Raw genomic sequence first — 2,551 nt, forward strand, 5'->3', positions numbered from 1 at the left:
AACTGGCCCCTTTTTAAACCGGTGCCTGGCCCGTTTTTATCCCGGTGTTGACACAAATGCCTGGGCACAGCGGAACGGAGTGCAAACCATCCTCTTCATGCCCGATCGTCGCCACGGCAACCGTGCCCCGTTCTTGCGCAATGAGAACATTGTGAAGCTGAGGCCGGTCGAGGCGATTATCGGCGAAGGTTCCGGCATCCAGTCCAACTTGGCACAGCGCCTCCGCCAGGCGGGAGTGCCGCTCCACATCCGGCGCATCAGTGATCAGCGCAAGCCAGGCTCACGCAGCCTCGCATGAGCGCTTTATGGAAGGCTCCGGCTCTGACCGGGGCCTTCCATTCTTCTTTCGTGCGAGCACGGGCTCAGGGGGCATCGAACCCCCCTTGCCCGTCATGGAGGAAGCCCGCTGGTGCCAGATGCTAAGCGCCGCTTGGAACATGCAAAGGGCGGGCCGAGATCGGTGAGGATGGCCCCGCTCAGTATCCGGTCCTCACCCCTAAAAGAGGAGGGGGAAAGCAAGATGGCGAGCAGCAGCAGGAGGCAAAGATGCTCGTCACTTTCAGGGTCAAGGACAAGACAACTCGGCTCCATTCCGAACCGGCGGGAATCTCCGCGCTCGAGCTCGCAAGCTTGATGCGGCGGCTGCACGCTGGCCATGCCGTCGTCGAAACCGAGAGCCACGAATTCTCGGCTGCACCGCTCAACTTCGAAGTCAACGCGAACTCTCTTTCCCTCGCAAGCTTTGCCGCCTGCTTTGACTGGCGAGCCGAGGTAATTGCGATTGTCGAGGAGGCGCAGTTTCTTGGGCGAACGCTGCGTGTCCACTGCCCCGGCGGACCCTCCCCGATCACCATCATGGTCTCCGAGCATATCGCCCTTGCGCGCGACATCCTGCTGCCATCAGAACTTGCCGCCAAGGTCGTGCGGGCACTGGGGCAGGGCGATGGTTCAGAGGGGGAAATCCCGCTGGACGCGCTACGTGCCCTGCTTAGCGATCACCATACCGCTGAAGCCTTTCGCAGTGCCCAGATCGAGACCGTCTTCGAAAGCCTTTCGGTCCTTGCATACACCGATTGCGGCGAACAGTTTCCAACAATGGAATGGGCGTCCTGAGCGCGTTCTCAGGTGAAGCACTGCTCATCAGCTGAATGGCAATCTAGCTCCCGTTTCTGAATACACAGCGCTAACCAGTTTCAGGTCGATCGACGAACAGCCTCCCGTTCGTTCGGCAAGGGAAAAGGGTGCCCGGCTTCAAGCCGTGGTGCCCTTTTCGCATGCTATGGAACCAGCGCTCTGCGCGAGGGTGGCAACGCTCCCAAGGCGCGGTGTAAATCCGACTTCAGCCTCATGCCAATGGCCCGTCCACCACCATCGCCATGAGCACTCCGGACATGCCCGGGTCAACCACAAACAGGCCGACCGGGAAGTCCGCAAGCGGACTTCCGCACCACTCGACCAGTTTGCGGTCAAGCCTCCGCTTCGCTCCGGTGACCCGAGCACATCCGGAGCGCTGCTTCATGGCATGGCGGACGAGCCGCCAATGACAGGAGGCAACGATGTGCTACACCGCAGAAGCCTATGAAGCTGACACCGCCACGATCCGTCAGATCGATACCGACATCATCGCACTCGATGAGAAGATCATGCAGGCAGAACGGCGCTCCTATCACACCTTCTTCGATGTGCACGTGGTCCGGGTCGGAGACGGCTCATATCTGCTGATCGAGGAAGGGGACTATGGTGAGCTTCCGCTGCATCTGATCGACGACATCGTCTACACCGCAGCCGGGAAGATGGACGACGAATACTGAGCCTCACGGGGTGCGGCAATCCGCACCCAAACGCCCCTGTTCTTACGCCCGTCTCACGCCAGCTTTGCCAGAGCATCAACCGCCGCTTTGGGCTTCACTTTGACGGCGAGTTCGAGCAGCTGGATTGCCCGGTCTTGCCCAACCTTTCGCACAAGTCTGGCGAGCTGTTTCTCCGCCTCTTCCTGTTCGAGTTCCGCGAGCTTTTTCTTGCGCTCCGCCAACTCCTTTTCAGCGGCTTCCAAAGCAGCGCGCTCGCGTTCAACCTTTGACACCATAAGGCCCATTCCTCGCGTCTCGTTTGACTGGCAGATGATAGTCATCTGTGGAGTCAAATCGAGACGTTTTTTTGTCTGATGCTTCTGCGCCCTCGCGGACAATCGCGATGAGTCCCCGCAGCTGAGGCTTCGAGAAGGGCACTGCCGATCGTCGTCGATGCAGTGCAGTCTCCGCTATCGGGTGACGCCGGCCTTCGGCCTGGCTTCCTTCCGGAATGCCACCTCCGACATGCGACTCCCCCCAAACCTTTGATCTCAGCACATAGCCGCCAAGTCCCTCAGAAAGCACACCGAACACGGTTTGACCGTAAGGCGTTTCGGAAAGAATCTCGTGTAATTGCAGGAGTTTAGGCGGAAATTAGCGACCCTGGGGAGCGGTGAAACATGTTTCGGGCACCGACGGGCAACGTCTGAATGACTGACCGGCTGACGCCGGTAGGATCAAGCGGCGGGGCTGAAGCCATC

General features: G+C 59.8%; 3 protein-coding genes and 1 pseudogene. 3 read left to right on the forward strand and 1 reads right to left on the reverse strand.

What is annotated here, in order from left to right:
* The 3 genes and pseudogenes from ACEK02_RS02545 to ACEK02_RS02555 form a co-directional block, all read left to right on the forward strand.
* Nucleotides 1-298 (forward strand): annotated as a pseudogene (locus ACEK02_RS02545) (hypothetical protein); the annotation flags it as partial.
* Between the two features lie 248 nt (nt 299-546).
* Nucleotides 547-1,113, forward strand: coding sequence for a hypothetical protein (locus tag ACEK02_RS02550; RefSeq protein ID WP_371420237.1), 567 nt, complete (start codon nt 547-549; stop codon nt 1,111-1,113).
* Between the two features lie 443 nt (nt 1,114-1,556).
* On the forward strand, nt 1,557-1,811 hold the full coding sequence (locus tag ACEK02_RS02555; protein WP_022675498.1) for a hypothetical protein: 255 nt from the start codon (nt 1,557-1,559) through the stop codon (nt 1,809-1,811).
* A gap of 53 nt (nt 1,812-1,864) precedes the next feature.
* On the opposite strand, the gene ACEK02_RS02560 is transcribed toward ACEK02_RS02555, so the two are convergent.
* Nucleotides 1,865-2,131 (reverse strand): hypothetical protein, encoded by a 267-nt coding sequence (locus tag ACEK02_RS02560; RefSeq protein ID WP_371420238.1) that lies wholly within the window; start codon nt 2,129-2,131, stop codon nt 1,865-1,867.
* Nucleotides 2,132-2,551: the final 420 nt, after the last annotated feature.

It is taken from the genome of Tardiphaga sp., from assembly GCF_041424195.1.
GTDB lineage: Bacteria > Pseudomonadota > Alphaproteobacteria > Rhizobiales > Xanthobacteraceae > Tardiphaga.

What these genes read in the sequence shown, in the direction of transcription:
- ACEK02_RS02550 (WP_371420237.1), top strand. Translation starts at nt 547, where the DNA reads ATGCTCGTCACTTTCAGGGTCAAGGACAAGACAACTCGGCTCCATTCC.
- ACEK02_RS02560 (WP_371420238.1), bottom strand. Translation starts at nt 2,131, where the DNA reads ATGACTATCATCTGCCAGTCAAACGAGACGCGAGGAATGGGCCTTATG.
- ACEK02_RS02555 (WP_022675498.1), top strand. Translation starts at nt 1,557, where the DNA reads ATGTGCTACACCGCAGAAGCCTATGAAGCTGACACCGCCACGATCCGT.